Origin of the sequence: Nocardia sp. NPDC058176 (genome assembly GCF_042883805.1) — a bacterium.
Classification (GTDB): Bacteria; Actinomycetota; Actinomycetes; order Mycobacteriales; family Mycobacteriaceae; genus Nocardia.
Genome location: NZ_JBHVVA010000001.1, coordinates 1,624,980 through 1,640,122, shown reverse-complemented (window position 1 = coordinate 1,640,122; position 15,143 = coordinate 1,624,980). Strand labels below are relative to the sequence as shown.

13 protein-coding genes are annotated in these 15,143 nt (G+C 69.4%); 2 read left to right on the top strand and 11 right to left on the bottom strand.

The annotated features are described in order from the left end of the window. From ACFVVM_RS07715 to ACFVVM_RS07670, 10 genes are all read right to left on the bottom strand, one after another. Window positions 1-1,386 carry a DUF1254 domain-containing protein gene (locus tag ACFVVM_RS07715; RefSeq protein WP_387614334.1) on the bottom strand — a complete coding sequence of 462 codons (1,386 nt, stop codon included), beginning with the start codon at window positions 1,384-1,386 and terminating at the stop codon, window positions 1-3. A gap of 115 nt (window positions 1,387-1,501) precedes the next feature. Then, window positions 1,502-1,975: a hypothetical protein gene (locus ACFVVM_RS07710; RefSeq protein ID WP_387614331.1), complete on the bottom strand. Its 474-nt coding sequence runs from the start codon at window positions 1,973-1,975 to the stop codon at window positions 1,502-1,504. Window positions 1,976-2,068: 93 nt separating this feature from the next. Beyond that, the gene (locus tag ACFVVM_RS07705; protein ID WP_387614328.1) at window positions 2,069-2,962 is read right to left on the bottom strand and encodes a sulfurtransferase; all 894 of its coding nucleotides are present in this window, start codon (window positions 2,960-2,962) and stop codon (window positions 2,069-2,071) included. 96 nt (window positions 2,963-3,058) lie between these two features. Beyond that, window positions 3,059-4,858 (bottom strand): fatty acid--CoA ligase FadD11, encoded by a 1,800-nt coding sequence (fadD11, locus tag ACFVVM_RS07700; RefSeq protein WP_387614327.1) that lies wholly within the window; start codon window positions 4,856-4,858, stop codon window positions 3,059-3,061. After that, window positions 4,855-6,102, bottom strand: coding sequence for an alpha/beta hydrolase fold domain-containing protein (locus ACFVVM_RS07695; RefSeq protein ID WP_387614324.1), 1,248 nt, complete (start codon window positions 6,100-6,102; stop codon window positions 4,855-4,857). The genes fadD11 and ACFVVM_RS07695 overlap by 4 nt, the downstream gene beginning before the upstream one ends. Beyond that, complete coding sequence (locus ACFVVM_RS07690; protein ID WP_387614321.1) at window positions 6,099-6,974, bottom strand: short-chain dehydrogenase/reductase; 876 nt, start codon at window positions 6,972-6,974, stop codon at window positions 6,099-6,101. The genes ACFVVM_RS07695 and ACFVVM_RS07690 overlap by 4 nt, the downstream gene beginning before the upstream one ends. Beyond that, window positions 6,971-8,428: a flavin-containing monooxygenase gene (locus tag ACFVVM_RS07685; protein WP_387614319.1), complete on the bottom strand. Its 1,458-nt coding sequence runs from the start codon at window positions 8,426-8,428 to the stop codon at window positions 6,971-6,973. Before ACFVVM_RS07685 ends, ACFVVM_RS07690 begins: the two co-directional genes overlap by 4 nt. A 3-nt stretch (window positions 8,429-8,431) precedes the next feature. Then, a complete protein-coding gene (locus tag ACFVVM_RS07680) occupies window positions 8,432-9,919 on the bottom strand; it encodes an aldehyde dehydrogenase family protein (protein ID WP_387614316.1) in 1,488 nt (495 codons plus the stop codon). A 19-nt stretch (window positions 9,920-9,938) separates the two neighbouring features. Further along, on the bottom strand, window positions 9,939-10,970 hold the full coding sequence (locus ACFVVM_RS07675; RefSeq protein ID WP_387614314.1) for a PDR/VanB family oxidoreductase: 1,032 nt from the start codon (window positions 10,968-10,970) through the stop codon (window positions 9,939-9,941). Beyond that, a complete protein-coding gene (locus tag ACFVVM_RS07670) occupies window positions 10,967-11,848 on the bottom strand; it encodes a metal-dependent hydrolase (RefSeq protein ID WP_387614311.1) in 882 nt (293 codons plus the stop codon). The genes ACFVVM_RS07675 and ACFVVM_RS07670 overlap by 4 nt, the downstream gene beginning before the upstream one ends. 98 nt (window positions 11,849-11,946) lie before the next feature. Here ACFVVM_RS07670 and ACFVVM_RS07665 point away from each other — a divergent pair, with 98 nt between their 5' ends. After that, window positions 11,947-12,558 carry a TetR/AcrR family transcriptional regulator gene (locus tag ACFVVM_RS07665; RefSeq protein WP_387614308.1) on the top strand — a complete coding sequence of 204 codons (612 nt, stop codon included), beginning with the start codon at window positions 11,947-11,949 and terminating at the stop codon, window positions 12,556-12,558. Window positions 12,559-12,586: 28 nt separating this feature from the next. Here the strand turns inward: ACFVVM_RS07665 and ACFVVM_RS07660 are convergent, their stop codons facing one another. Beyond that, complete coding sequence (locus tag ACFVVM_RS07660) at window positions 12,587-13,735, bottom strand: acyl-CoA dehydrogenase family protein (RefSeq protein ID WP_387614305.1); 1,149 nt, start codon at window positions 13,733-13,735, stop codon at window positions 12,587-12,589. A 195-nt stretch (window positions 13,736-13,930) separates the two neighbouring features. Between ACFVVM_RS07660 and ACFVVM_RS07655 the strand changes: the two genes are divergently transcribed. After that, window positions 13,931-15,142, top strand: a complete 1,212-nt coding sequence (locus tag ACFVVM_RS07655; RefSeq protein ID WP_387614302.1) for an acetyl-CoA C-acetyltransferase — start codon at window positions 13,931-13,933, stop codon at window positions 15,140-15,142. Window position 15,143: the final 1 nt, after the last annotated feature.

The window sequence follows — 15,143 nt, the reverse complement described above, 5'->3', positions numbered from 1 at the left end:
TCACCCGTGGCGGCGGAAATCCGGTAGCCGCCAGGTGCCGTCGAAGGCCGGACCGTCGGGGCCGTAGATGCGGAAGTAGGTGAACCAGCCTGTGCCCGGGACGGTTTGGATCCAGTGGTCGGTGGAGGTGTTCGCCGGTGGGGTCGGCCCGAAGTAGAGCGTGAGCGGGGCGGTGTCGTCGATGTCGGCGAGTTCGTACAGCGAGCGCAGAGCCGCTCGGTTCTGGGGCGCCTTCAGCTCGCTGCGGGTGCGCGCGTCATAGGCGGTGATGGACCAGAACAGGGTCGCCGGAACCGGCTGCGGCACGGTGAGGCTGTAGTAACCCGCGCCCTCGAGATAGATACCGGCGCTGTCGCGCAGGCCGAGCCAGTACAGCGAGCCCGCGCCCGGCTCGCGGGCGAACATGGCGGGGGATTCGATCTGGGCCTGATAGAACCACTTCTCCCGCGCGTAGAGATCGGTGTAGCCCTCGGCGTCGAAGGTCCCGTTCTCCGGGCGGAGCACGGCCCACTCCCAGCGGCTGTCGGGCCAGACGAACCGGTCCGGGCGGCGGTCGGCGAAGGACTGGACACACAGGTGCAGATGGCCGCGCCGGGCCGCGTCGGTGAGAATCGCCGTCATCCGCCGGTCGGGTGCGAACGGTGCGCCGCGCACGATGCCGAGGGCGGCGAGTTCGCCGTACTGGTACCGGTAGGCCGGGGCGGGCGGTTCGGTCTGCAGGATCTCGTGCAGGACCCGCCAGTAGTCGAGGCCGCGCTCCCAGCGCACCGGCGAGAAGTCCAGCCCCTTCTGCACCGACAGGTCCACCCAGTCCAGGGGATTCGAATCGGCTTCGGCACCGAGCGGGTACACCTTCACCTGCTGCATCAGGGCGATGGCGGCGTCGGTGTCGGTGCCGTGCGGCAGTGCGCGCACGAGTACGAGAACCCGATCGGTCGTTGCCGTTCCGGTGAAGTACCCGTCGGGGACCGGCCCGTCATGGCCCGGTGGCAGGAGCAGGTGCTTACCGCCCTCGGCGCCGGCGGGACCGGGCAGGCCGAGGTCGAGGACCCAGAGCTGGTTGAGATCGTTGGCCGTGCCCATGAGCGTGCCGGGCGGCACCTCCACCACCATCGGCCCCTCGGACAGATCGATGGTCAGTCCCGAATAGGGCGTGTCGGAATTGGCGGTGAACACGTACTGGTCGGGGGTGCCGACCAGCAGTGCCATCACCCTGTTGGGCACCGCCCCGGCGGCGAGGTTCTCCCGCCACGTCGCCTCCAGCGACACGGTGGGGTAGAAGAACCGGTACATCGCCAGCGCCCGGTGGTAGTCGAGCTCGTCGTAGGCGCGCCGTACGGCCACACTGGTCGGAAAGCCCCCAAGGATGTCCTGCGGTGCAGTCATTGCCCGACCTCTCCTCGAACAGGGTTCAGCCCGTCCTGGGCGAGGCTAGGCGGCCTGTGGGCCGGGCGACTTCACCCGAAACGGATGAGATGCGTCCGTTCGATCGTCGGCATGCTCAGGGCATTTCGACGGTCTCGGCCCTGGCGATCTCGGCGACGGCGTGCTCGACGATGCGCTGCGCCGGGACCCGGGCCCGGGTGGCGAGGTGATCGATGAGCAGGATCGCCGCGGGCTGAGGATTGGTGCGGGGACGATCCGGTTCGTCGGGGTCGTCGACACCGAGTGCGCCGGTCAGGATGCTGACGACCGTGGCGGGGTCGAGGGTGGGGAGCCAGGTGATCGAGCGGCGCACGACCGCATCCAGGACGGTTCGGATGTCGTCGCCGGTGAGTCCGTCCGGGTGCGCGATCTCCAGCAGTTCGCGCACCATCGTCGACAAGACCGAACCCACCTGATAGGCGGGGAGCGCGGCGAGGTCGGTGACCGCGGTGGTGAACTCGGATTCGTCGGCTGCCTGCGCGGCGATGACAGCCGATTCGATCGTGGTCGCGATCGCGCGGGCTGGCGTCGGCCAGTCGGACGGCCACATGGGCGCGGTTTCTCCTCACAGATCGGGACAGGCACACCGTCGTGCGCCGCTGCCAGCCTAGCGAGCGGAGATCCGGGGGAGCAGAGGGACAGGTCAGGGGTGCGGGTGGTCGGCGTGGGGTGGTTCGCCCAGCACCAGGGGTAGGGCGGGGTCGGCGGTCCATGCGGTCAGGGATCCGTCGTAGACGGCGACGTCGTCGCGACCGGCCAGGGCCAACGCGTGGGCTACGCCGGTTGCCGCGACTCCGCCGCCGCAGTAGGTGACGGGCGTGATTGTCGGGTCGAGCAGGCCGACGTCGGCGAACAGGGAACGCAGTTCCTCGACGGGGCGCAGGGTGCCGGTTGCGGGGTTGCGGATCTGGTCGATGGGCAGGTTGATGCTGCCGGGGATGTGGCCGGGGCGGGGGAAGGGGCTGGTGTCGCCGCGGTAGGTGGCGGGGTCGAGGACGGCGACGAGCACGGTGTTGTCGTCGCCGATCGCTGTCAGCACCTCGTCGGTGGAGCGGAGCAGTGCCGAGCGGCGGCGGGTGGTGAAGGTGGTGGGGGCGGGTGCCGTCGGGGAATCCGAGATCTCGGCGCCCGCCGCCTGCCATGCGGGAAGTCCGCCGTCGAGGACCGCGACGTCGTCGAATCCCTCCAGGCGCAGCTGCCACCAGAAGCGGGTGGCCCAGATTCCGTCACGCTGGTCGTAGACGACGACCCGTACCCCGTCGCCGATGCCGATCGCGCCCGCCGCCGCGGCGAAACGTGGTGAAGACGGTGCGGTACACGGTTGGTCGGACGACGGGTCGGCGAAGTCGGTCAGCAGATCGGCGAACACCGCGCCGGGAATGTGCGCGTCGCGATAGGCGGCCCGGCCGGGCGTGAGGGTGAATTCCCCGTCCTCGGCCACGAACTCGACGCTCGAGTCCACGACGAGCAGACCGGGCTCGCCCAGGTGCTCACGGAGCCAGGTCACCGACACGGAATCCGCACTGTCCTGCCCCATGAGCACCTCCGAATCATGCGCGCGTGCACTACCTCTCGAATCTAGAGAGTCGTGCCCGGCCACGACCAGAGCACCGATCGCCGTGAGCGCAATTCGCTACTGAGGGCCGAGGATTCCCGCGTGCGGGTCCGCGGCGTAGAGCTCGTCGATCTCGGCGGCGTATTTGGTGACGATGACACGGCGCTTGAGTTTCAGCGTGAGGGTGACCTCGTCGCCGCCCGCTTCCCAGAAGGTCGGCAGGATGCGGAAGCGCTTGAGCTGCTCCACGCGCGAGAGTGCGCTGTTGCCCTGGGCCACCCCGGCGCTGATCGCGGCGATCACGCCCGGATCGGTGGACAGGGCGGCCGGCGAGGCATCGGGGAGGCCGTGTGCGCGGGCGTAGGGTTCGACCGATTCGGCGTCGAGCACGATCAGCGCGGTGTTGTAGGGCCTTCCGTCGCCGATCACCGCCATGGCGCCGATCAGGGGAGTGGCGGCCTTGATCGCGTTCTCGATATTGGTCGGGGACATGTTCTTGCCCGCCGCGTTGATGATCATCTCCTTCTTGCGGTCGACGACGGTGAGATAGCCGTCGGCGTCGATGCTGATGATGTCGCCGGTGCGCAGCCAGCCCTCGGCGTCGACGGCCTCGGCGGTCTGCTCGGGTTGACCGCGATAGCCCTTCATCACCAGCGGTCCGCGTACCAGGAGTTCACCGTCGTCGGCGACCCGGGACTCCATGCCGGGCAACAACTTTCCGACCGCACCCAGCTTCGCGTCGCGCGGGTGGCTCACACTGCAGATGCAGGCCAGCTCGGACATACCCCAGATCTCGGCGATGGGAATGCCGAGCCCGGCGAAGAAGGCCAGGGTCTGCGGCGGGATCGGGGCCGCGCCGGACAGCGCCCAGCGCACCCGGTCGAGGCCGAGCGCGGCGCGCAACTTGCTCAGCACCAGCTCGTCGGCGCGCGCCCACTCGGCGGCCAACTCCGCGGGGACGGGTTCCCCCGCGAGCTGATGGCGGCTGCGGGCCGCGGCCACCGACAGCGCCCACTGCATCCCCTGCCGCCGGGTCTCGTCGGGCTCGGCGGCGACCTTGAATTCGATGGCGGCCTTGAGCTTCTCCCACACCCGCGGCACCGCGCCCCACACGGTCGGGCGCAGGTCGGCCAGCGCGGCGGCGATCTGCTTGGCATCGCCCACACTGGTCACCTGGGTGCCGAGCACCTCCTGCACGTAGAGCGCGGTGAGCCGGTCGGCGATGTGGGCGGTCGGCATGAACGAGGTGATGGTGTCACCGAATTCGATACCGAGGACATCGGCGATGCCGTGCACCTGGAACAGCAGGGCGGCATGGGTGGTCTCCACGCCCTTCGGGGCGCCGGTGGTGCCGGAGGTGTAGATCAGCGTGGCGACATCGTCGGGGCCGACCGCGCGCCAGGTGGCGTCGAAATCGAAGCCGGACGGCGCGGCGGCGAGCAGCTCGGGCACCGACAGCGTCCCCTCGGGCGCGTCGTCGACGCACACGATGTGCTCGAGCTCCACCCCCGACGAGGCGATCAGCTTCGCGTACTGCGGCTCACAGATCACCACGCGGGTGCCGGCATTGCCCAGCACATAGGCGAGCTGTTCGGGGGAGAGCGTGTTGTACACCGAGAACGAGGTGGCGCCGACGTGCTGGGCGCCGACCTCGAGCGGATAGAACTCCACGCGGTTGCTCATCATCAAGGCGACGGTGTCGCCGCGGCGCACCCCGAGCCCGGCCAGGCCTGCGGCGACCGCGCGCACCCGGTCGGCGTAGTCGCGCCAGCTGATGGTCTGCGTGTCACCGGGGGTGCGCAGGGCGACGGCGTCGGGATCGATCGCGGCGGTGTGCTGGAAGGCGGCGGGCAGGGTGTCGAAACGGGGAGTGCTCACGAGGCAGCGACTTTCTGGGTGATGACCGCCGGGGCGGTGCCGAGATGGGAGGCGACGAAACGCGCCGCCGCGCGATAGGCCGTCCTGGATTCGGGAACCATGACGGGCAGGGTCTGGAAGGCGTGCATCTGATCCGGCCACACCCGCAACTCGCACCGCGCCCCGGTGGCCCGCCAGCGGCGCGCCAGTTCCGTCGCATCGGCCCCGAAGTACTCGGTGTCGCTGGCATGGATCAGCGTGGGCGGCAGGCACATTCCCGGTTCGGGCCGCAGATCGAACGGCGCGTCGGTGAAGTGCGCGATGGCCCGGCGGGCGAGCCGGGTGGACAGCAGCCCGTCCCGGTCGGCATTGCGGTGCCCGACGGCCAGCACCAGGCTCAGATCGGTCATGGGGGAGAACAGCACCAGCGCCGCCGGGGGCGCCAGACCCGCGCGAGCGTTCTCGACGGCGAGGTGAGCGGCGAGAAACCCACCGGCCGAATCCCCGGCGACCACGACCCGGTCCGGTCCGAACCGGGCGGCCAGCCATCGGAACGCCGCGGCCACATCCACCGGTGCGGCCGGAAAGGGATGTTCGGGTGCGAGCCGATAGTCCAGGTTGAACACGATCAGCTCAGTTGCGGTCGACAAACGGGAGGCGACTCCGCGATACCCGAGCGCCGACCCGGCGACGAATCCGCCGCCATGGACATAGAGGACAACCGCGTCGGTGCGGTCGGCCCGTGGCCCCCGCACCCACTCCCCACGAATCCCGTGCTCGGCGACCGCATCGTGCGCGATCGCATGCGCTGCCACCGACTCGCCTGTGGCCGCGCGTGCCGCCGGCGACTCGCCTGCGGTCTTGCGTGCCGCCGGCGTCTCGCCTGCGGTCGTGTGTTCGGCCGGTGATTCGGCCGCGGTCCTGCGCTCTGCCACTGATTCGCCTGCCGTCCCCTGCCCCGCCTCGACCTCGGCCGCTGTTCCGTGCTCCGCTGCCGGCACGGTCGTGGTTCGGCGCCCAGTCACCCACTCGGCCGCGGACCTGTGCACGGTCGCCGCCGGGGCTGCCGTCGTGCGCTCTGTCACCGCCACTGCCGTTGTCCCGCGCAACGGTGGCGCCGCCGCCCGCAGCGCTTGCTCGACCAGCAGGCGCGCGGTGGGCAGCGTGTAGGCGTTGACGGGGGTGAGTTCGGCGATCCGCGCGGCCGTGAGGGCGGAGACCTGCCGGACCGTGCGGGCTCGCAGCGACCCGCGTTCGGCGGTCATCGTCGCTGCTCGATCGCGTGGACGAGGCGGTGCACGGTCGAGTCGGTTGCCAAGTGCCGGTCCAGCACCACGTTCACCACTCCGCGCAGCAATGCGTAGGGCTCCCAGCCGCTGGGTGCGATGGTGCGCGGCGCGCGGCGGGCGATGCCGTCGGCGATGGTGCGGGCCGCCTGCTCGGCGGTGATCCGGACACTGAGCGGCCAGGGCAGCAGGGCGTCGAGCCGGCGGCCGAGCTCGTCGGCGTCGAGCATGTCGTGGGTCATGGACGTCTCGACGATGCCGAAGTACGCCACCCCGGCACTGGCCCCGCTCGCGGCGAGCTCCACCCGCAGCGCCCGGCCGAACTGTTCGACCGCGGCCTTGCTCACCATGTACGGCGAACCGCCCATGCCGGGTGCGAACGCGGCGCACGAGGACACCACGACCACATGCCCGTGCGCGGCGACGATGTGGTCCAGGGCCGGGTGCACGGTGTTGAACACCCCGGTCAGGTTGATGTTGAGCACCCGGTCGAAATCCGCGGGGTCCATGGTGCGCACGGTCGAGGGCACCGGCGTGACACCCGCATTGGCCACGACCACATCGAGACGACCGAACCGCTCCACCACCTCCGCGACCACCTCGCCCATCCGGGCCCGGTCGGTGACATCGGCGCCGAAGGCGTGCGCCCGCGTCCACAGGTCGGCGGCGGTGCGGCGGGCCGCCTCGGCGTCGACATCGACCACGACGACGATCGCGCCGCGGCGGTGCAGGAGGGCGACGAGTTCGCGACCGATCCCCTGACCCGCACCGGTGACCAGGACGACCTTGTCGCGCACGTCGTAGGTGGGCGCGAACCAGGACGCCGGATCGAGATCGGGCAGCCGAATCATGCCGACACCTCATAGGACTCGATGTCGAATCGCCTTGTGCGCCGCCGGTATTCGAAACTCCAGTTCGGATACAGTCCGGCATTGCCGCCATCGGGCGTGGTGTAGTAGCTCTCGCAGCCGCCGGTCAACCAGACGGTGTCGGCGCTGCGGCGCCGCATCTCCTCGACGAAGTCGTCCTGCACCTGCCCGCGGACCTCGACCCGGCGTTCGCCGCGAGCACGCAGCGTGGTGAGCGCGTCGACGATGTAGGCGATCTGCGATTCGAGCATGAAGATCGCCGACTGGTTCCCGGCCGCGCCGAACGGGCCGAGGGTGCAGAAGAAGTTGGGGAACCCGGCGACCGCCGCGCCGAGGTAGGTCTGCGGGCGCTGGTGGTAGAGCTGGGCGATCGAGACCCCGTCACGGCCCACGATGCGGTCGAACGCGGTGGGGATCGAGGTGAACCCGGTGCCGAAGATGATGGTGTCCACCGGGATCTCGGCACCGGAGTGGGTGATGATCGAGTGCGGGCGCACCTCGGCGACACCGTCGGTCACCACCTCGACATTGTCCTGGTCGAGGGCGGGCAGGTAGGCATCGGAGAAGATGGCGCGTTTGCAGCCGATCATGTAGTCCGGGGTCACCTTGGCGCGCAGTCCGCGGTCGCGGATCTGGCGGCGCAACTGGATCCGGCCCAGCAGCTCGTAGGGGTGGCGGAAGCGGTTGTCGACGAAACCGACGAGGCCGAAGCCTTCGATCAGGGTGTACCAGGTGCCGCGAACAGCCTTCTGCGCCAACGGGATCTGTCGCAGCAGGAGGCGTTCGAGGCCGAGCGTCGGACGGTCCAGGCGCGGCACGATCCACGGCGCCGAACGCTGGAACACCGTCAGCGCCTCGACCTTCGGCTGGATCTCCGGCACGAACTGGACCGCGGAGGCGCCGGTGCCGATCACCGCGACCCGCTCGCCGGTCAGATCGTGGTCGTGGTCCCAGTGCAGGGAGTGGAACGAGCGGCCCGCGAAGGTGTCCAGGCCCGGCAGCGACGGATACTTGGCCTCGGCGAAAACACCTGCGGCGGAGATGAAGTAGTCCGCGGTGAGCTCGCCGCGCGAGGTCTCGATCCGCCACAGCGCGTGCTCGTCGTCCCAGCGGGCGTCGAGCAGTTCGGTGCCCAGGCGCAGGTGCCGGAGCACGTCGTGACGCTCGGCGACGGTGCGCAGGTAGTCGAGGATCTCGGGCTGTTTGCCGTAGGTGCGTGACCACTCCGGGTTCGGGGCGAAGGAGAAGCTGTAGAGCTGAGACGGCACGTCGCAGGCACAGCCGGGGTAGGTGTTGGCCTGCCAGGTGCCACCGAGATCGTCGGCACGCTCGAGCACCACGATGTCGTCGAAACCGGCCTCCCGCAGCTTGACCGTCAGCCCGATGCCGCCGAAACCGGCGCCGAGCACGGCGATGTGCGTGTGTTCTGTGGGCATGGGTCAGCCGATCCTTCCGTGCAGCACCGACACCAGGCGATCGACGGCACTGTCGATCGCGGCGCTGCGGGTGAATGTCGTGAGGGCCAGCGGCGAGGGGAACCGTTGCCGGGTGGTCGCTTTGGCGTAGGTGAACTCGCGCAGGCCGTCGGGGCCGTGCACGCGGCCGAAGCCGGAGGCACCGACCCCGCCCAGCGGCAGGGTCGGGATGGTGGCGTGCGCGACGAACGCGTTGATCGAGGTACCGCCGGACTCGATCCGGTCGGCGATCGCCTGGCCGTGCCTGCGAGCGAAGACCGTGGCACCGAGCCCGTAGTCGGAGTCGTTGACCCGCTCGACCGCCTCGTCCATGGTGGCGACCCGGGTGACGACCAGCGTCGGCCCGAAGGTCTCCTCGGTGACCGCGGCCGAGTCCTCGGGCACGTCGACGAGGATCGTGGGCTGCACGAACTGGCCCTCGATGGCGTCGAGCCCGCCGAGCAGGGCGCGGCCACCGCGGGCGATGGCGTCGTCGATGTGGCGGCGGATCACCTCGAGCTGCTTGGGCATGGTGATCGGGCCGATCTTCGCGTCGCCGGACCCGGCACGCAGTTCGCGGGTCTGGTCGAGGAGTTCGGTGAGGAATGCGTCGTAGACATCGGTGTGCACGTAGACGCGCTCCACGCCGAGGCAGGTCTGCCCGGCATTGGACATCCCGCCCCACAGCGCGGCATCGGCGGCCGCGCGCAGGTCGGCGTCCGCGTCGACGATCAGCGCGTCCTTGCCACCGCACTCCATCAGCACCGGAGTGAGCCGCTGCGCGCAGGCCGCCAGCACCCGCTTGCCGGTCTCGGTGGACCCGGTGAACCCGATCTTGCCGACCCGGCTGCGGCACAGTGCCGCCCCGGTGTCACCACCACCCGTGACCACCTGCAGCACAGGATGTTCCGGCACCGCGCGGGCGAAGGCGTCGGCCAGCCAGACCCCGACGCCGGTGCTGTACTCGCTGGGTTTGAACACCACCGTGTTCCCGGCCGCCAGCGCGAACGAGATCGAACTGAGCGGGGTGAACACCGGATAGTTCCACGGGCCGATCACCCCGACCACGCCGAACGGCCGGTATTCGACTCGGCAGGCGTGATTGAGGGTGAGCAGGCTCGGCGTGACCGAGCGCGGGCCGAGCACCTTCTCGGCATGGCGGGCGGCCCATTTCAGGTGTTCGAGGGCCATCACGATCTCGAGCTTGGCGTCGGAGCGCGGCTTGCCCATCTCGGCGTGCACGAGATCGGCCAGCTCGTCGCGGCCACGGGTGATCTCGGCGCGCCAGCGATCGAGGCGGCGGGCGCGTTCGGCGAAACCCGCTGTCCGCCACCAGGTCGCCGCACCGTGGGCGCGGTCGACCGCGGCCTCGACGGCGAGCTCGTCGTGGCTGGGATAGGTCCCGACGACCGTGCCGGTCGCGGGGCTGTGGACGTCGAAGGTGGTCGGGCGGTCGACAGTGAGTGAGGTCATGGGACCGTGCCTTTCGCGGTCAGAGGTCCAGCGTGAGAACGCCACCGGCGGACCGGGACACGCAGGTGAGCAGGTGATCGGGGCGCTCGGCCGGGGTGAGCAGCCGGTCGCGGTGGTCGACCTCGCCGGCCAGTACGCGGGTCTTGCAGGTGCCGCAGAAGCCCTGCCTGCAGGAGAAGACGACATCGGGTCGCACCCGGCGCAGAGCGTCGAGCGCGGTCTCGGTGCTGCCGACGCGCACGGTCCTGCCGCTGCGGGCCAGGACCACGTCGAACTCCCTGCCATCGGTGACCGGGCGGGCCGAGAACAGTTCGGTATGCAGCGAGGCGGTGGGATTCAGTGCGAACAAGGTGCGTTGCGCGAGGTCGAGCACCGGGGGCGGGCCGCACACATAGACCGCCGCGCCCGGCGCCGCCGTGGCGAGCAGGGCGGGGATGTCGGCGGCACCGGCCTCGTCGTCGGGCCGGATCTCGGTGTCGCCGGGCACCTCGTCCAGGAACGGCATGGTGTCGCGGGACCGCCCCAGATACACCAGGCGCCCGCGCGTACCCGCCGCACGGGCCATCGGCAGGAGCGGGGTGATCCCGATGCCCGCGGCGACGAACAGATACGACGGTGCGGTCTCGACGAAGGTGAACGCGTTGCGCGGGCCGCGGATGCGCAGCCGGTCACCGGCCCGCAGCGTGTGCATCTCGCGGGAGCCGCCGTCACCGTCGGCGATGCGGCGCACCGCGATGCGGTACCGATACCGGTCGCGCGGGTCACCGCACAGCGAGTACTGGCGCTGGCGACCGGATTCCAGGAACACATCGATGTGCGAGCCGGGACGCCAGCTCGGCAGCGACTCGCCGCCGGGGCGGGTCAGGACCAGGCTCACCACATCCGTGGCCTCGGCGCGCACCGATTCGACCGTCACATCGAGATCGAAACCGCTGTGCCGCACCGGATGCGGCGGCGAGATGGCAGGACGGGTGAAGACCTTCTTGTAGACGTCGACGGCGACAGCGATCGCCCGCAGGCTCGGTGTCGCGACGTCGGCCGCAGTGCTCACCCGCGCGCCGCCGGGGAGTGCGCCAGATACCGCAGGGCATTGTCCATCGAGCCCAGCTGGGAGGGATGGAAGCGCGGGTTCAGATAGCGCGGCATCTCGGTGACGAACGTGGTGAAACTCGGAATCACGCCCCGCGCGGTCGCGCTCACGAACTGCCTGGCCCACGAGCGGCCCTTGTCGGTGCTCGGGTCCTTGCGATACAGGTAGGCCGTGGAGATCACGAACAGCGGCAGCAGCGCGCCGCTGGCGAGCAGCCCGGTGCGCGCGCGGCGGGCGTAACCGCCGTCGACATGCATGTACGCGTCGAACACCACGCTGCGGTGCTCGACCTCCTCGGCCCCGTGCCAGCGCACCAGATCGAGCATGGTCGGATCCATTCCGGCCTCGCTCAGCGTTTCCGACTCCAGCAGCCATTCGCCGATGACGGCGGTGAAGTGCTCCATCCCGGCGAACAGGCCCAGCCGTTCCTTGAGCCACTCCTCCTTGGCCCGGCCGGTCAGGCCCTGATCACCGAGGACCCGGTCGACCAGCCAGGCGATCTTGGCGACATAGGACTCGACGTCGAGTCCGATCGACTGCAGATGCCGCCGCGCGCCTTCGTGACTGCTCGCGTGCATCGACTCCTGACCGATGAATCCGGTGACCTCCTCCCGCAATCGCTCGTCCTCGATGTGCGGAAGGGCCTCGGCCAGGCAGTTGGCCATCGCCCGTTCGCCCTCGGGGAGGACCAGGTGCATCACGTTGGTGACGTGGGTGGCCAGCACCTCCCCGGGGATGTAATGCATCGGCACCGAGGAGAAGTCGAAATGCACATCTCGTGCCTGGATCGCGTGCGCTTCTTCCTGATAGGAGCGCGTCGTTGCACTGTTATCAGCCATGTTCCGACCGTACAGTGCAACAAATAACATCGCAATGTTGCAGAGAGAATTGGTCCGCGATGTCCGGTGCTCCCCGCCGTGCCTGCTACCGTCGAGGCGTGCTCTCCACCGCCGCGACCTCGGGAAACCCGCCCACAGCCGACTCCGTCGAAGAACGGATCATCGATGCCGCCCTCGTGCAGTTCGAACGGGTGGGCGTGCGGAAGACGACGATCGAGGACATCGCCAGGGCGGCCGACGTCGACCGGGCCACTGTCTACCGCCGGATCGGTTCGCGCGACGATGTCGTCAACGCGGCCTTCGAGCGGGAGGTGCGCAGGCTGCTGGCGGATCTGAGCGAGATCCCCGCCCGCCACGACACTTTCGACGCGATCGTCGCCGACGTCTTCACCACGGTGATCATCCGGTGGCGGACCCATCCGCTGGTCGAGCGGCTGCTGACGCTCGAGGCCGACCGCATCCTGCCGCAGCTCACGGTCGACGGTGCGTCGTTCTTCCTGCTCTCGGTGACCGCGTCCACCGAGGTGCTGCGCAAAGCGCTGGCGGACAACCGGTTTCCCGACATCCCCGACCTCGCCGCGCGCATGGAAGTGGCCTGCCGGGTCGTGCACTCGCTGATCCTGCAGCCGGTCGGCACCATCGACACCTCCGACGAGCGGGCGCTCGCGGAGTTCGCCCGCACCTACGTGGTCCCGATCCTGACTCGGTGAACCGCCGACGGGCGCGGGCGATCCGGGCTCAGAGGAAGCGGGCGATGAGATCCTTCATGACCTCGTTGGCGCCCGCGTAGATGCGGGCGATGCGGCCGTCGGCCCACATCCGCGCGATCGGATACTCCTCCATGTAGCCGTAGCCACCGTGTAGCTGGACGCACCGGTCGATCACCTGGGACTGCTGATCGGTGGTCCAGTACTTGACCATCGCAGCGGTCTTCACATCCAGCGCGCCGCGCAGATGCTTCTCGACGGCGGAGTCGACGAAGGTGCGCACCACCTCGGCGATCGTCGCGCACTCGGCCATCTCGAAGCGGGTGTTCTGCATGGCGAACAATGGTTTGCCGAATGCGTTGCGCTGCTTGACATAGGCCAGCGTTTCGTCGACGGCAGCCTCGATCGCCGCGGCGGCGGCGACGCCACAGATCAGCCGCTCCTGTGGCAGCTGCTGCATCAGCTGGATGAAGCCCTGGCCCTCGGCGGTGCCGAGCAGATTGGCCTGTGGCACGCGCAGTTCGTCGAAGAACAGCTCGGTGGTGTCCTGGCCCTTCTGACCGATCTTCTTCAGCAGCCTGCCGCGTTCGAAACCGGGGGTGTCGTCGGCGACCTCGGCGACCACCAGCGAGACGCCCTTGGCGCCCTGGTTCGGGTCGGTCTTCACCGCGATGATCAGCAGATCGCAGTTGCGGCCGTTGGAGATGAAGGTCTTGGCACCGGTGATCAGGTAGTCGTCGCCGTCCTTGATCGCCTTGGTGGCGATGTTCTGCAGGTCCGAGCCGGTGCCCGGCTCGGTCATGGCGATCGCGCCGATCCACTCGCCGGAGGCCAGCTTGGGCAGCCAGCGCTTCTTGTTCTCCTCCGAGGCGTAGGCGAGCAGGTAGTGCGGGACGATGCCGGTGTGCACGCCGAGCTGCATCGAGGAGTCGCCGCCCTTGACCTGCTCGGTGAACAGCACGGCCTCGTGGGCGAAGGTGCCGCCACCGCCGCCGTATTCCTCGGGCACCGACATGCACAGCAGGCCCAGCTCGCCGGCCTGGCGGTAGACCTCGCGGCTGGGAAAGCCTTGTTCGGCGAACTCCTCGCGCCGCGGCGCGACCGTGTTCGCGAAGAAGTTGCGGGCCAGCTCGGACAGGCCCTGCAGTTCCGACTCGGCGTCGATGTCGACTGTGCTCATCGAGTTGTTCTCCTCGTTGTCGATGGACTGCGCTCAGCGTGACCACTCTGTTGGCGATATGTCAATAGTAGTTCCAGACTGTTGACATATCGCCAATAGGGGTGTCATCGTTCACGTGATCGGACATCCGACTAATGGATCACCTCCGACCTCCCCATCGACTCGCGCACCCGCTCGACGACCAGACGAGGAAACATGACCGAGGCATTCATCTACGAAGCGATCCGCACTCCACGGGGGCGCGGGAAGAAGGCCGGCTCGCTCCACGGTGTGAAGCCGCTGGACCTGGTGGTGGGGCTCATCGACGAGCTGAAGGCTCGGCACCCGGGCCTGGACCCGCGGCTGATCGACGACATCGTGCTCGGTGTCGTCTCACCGGTGGGCGATCAGGGCGCCGACATCGCCAAGACGGCAGCGCTCGCCGCCGGACTGCCCGACACCGTCGCCGGTGTGCAGCTCAACCGGTTCTGCGGCTCGGGCCTGGAAGCGGTGAACACGGCGGCGCAGAAGGTGCGCTCGGGCTGGGAGCAGCTGGTGATCGCCGGTGGCGTGGAGTCGATGTCGCGGGTGCCGCTCGGGTCCGACGGCGGTGCGTGGGCGATGGACCCGATCACCAACTACGAGTCCTACTTCGTCCCGCAGGGCATCGGCGCCGACCTGATCGCCACCATCGAGGGGTTCTCCCGCGAGGATGTCGACGCGTTCGCGGTGCGCTCGCAGCAGAAGGCGGCCGCGGCCTGGGCCGGTGGCTACTTCGCCAAGTCGGTGGTCCCGGTGACCGACATCAACGGCGCCGTCGTCCTCGACCACGACGAGTTCATGCGACCGAACACCACCGTGGAAAGCCTTGCCGGACTTGCCCCGTCGTTCGCGGCGATGGGAGAGATGGGCGGCTTCGACGCCGTGGCGCTGCAGCGCTATCACCACGTGGAGAAGATCGACCACGTGCACCACGCGGGCAATTCCTCCGGCATCGTCGACGGCTCCGCCCTGGTGCTGGTCGGCAGCGCGGAAGCCGGGCGGGCCGCCGGGCTGACCCCGCGGGCGCGGGTCGTGGCCTCGGCGGTCAGCGGCAGCGACGCCACGATCATGCTCACCGGCCCGATCCCGGCGACGGAAAAGGTCCTGGCGCTGGCCGGGCTCACCGTCGACGACATCGACCTGTTCGAGCTCAACGAGGCGTTCGCCTCGGTGGTGCTCAACTACCAGAAGAAGCTGTCCATCCCCGACGAGAAGCTCAACGTCAACGGCGGCGCCATCGCGATGGGCCATCCGCTGGGCGCCACCGGCGCGATGATCACCGGCACCATGGTCGACGAGCTGGAACGCCGGGGAGCGCGCCGCGCGCTGATCACGCTGTGCATCGGCGGCGGCATGGGTATCGCCACCATCATCGAGAGGGTCTGAC